Consider the following 225-nt stretch of genomic DNA (forward strand, 5'->3'; position numbering starts at 1 on the left):
GCCTGCCGCCAGCTTGTCTACGGCGACCCTTGTCACCTAGACGGGGTTCGCATTCTTGGAGTCGATGAACATGTATGGAAACACACCAGAAAACCAGGTCAGGCATCAAACCTGGTGACCATACTTGTTGACCTCACCCCGCTGGTGGACGGGCGTGGGCCTGCTCGCTTGTTAGACATGCGACCGGGCAGGTCGGCAGATGTGCTCAGCGGGTGGCTTAAGGAA

General features: G+C 58.2%; 1 pseudogene. It reads left to right on the top strand.

What is annotated here, in order from left to right:
• Positions 1 to 225 (top strand): annotated as a pseudogene (locus tag HMPREF2635_RS12920) (ISL3 family transposase); the annotation flags it as partial.

The sequence above is a fragment of the Corynebacterium sp. HMSC035E02 genome, from assembly GCF_001836065.1.
Classification (GTDB): Bacteria; Actinomycetota; Actinomycetes; order Mycobacteriales; family Mycobacteriaceae; genus Corynebacterium; species Corynebacterium hiratae.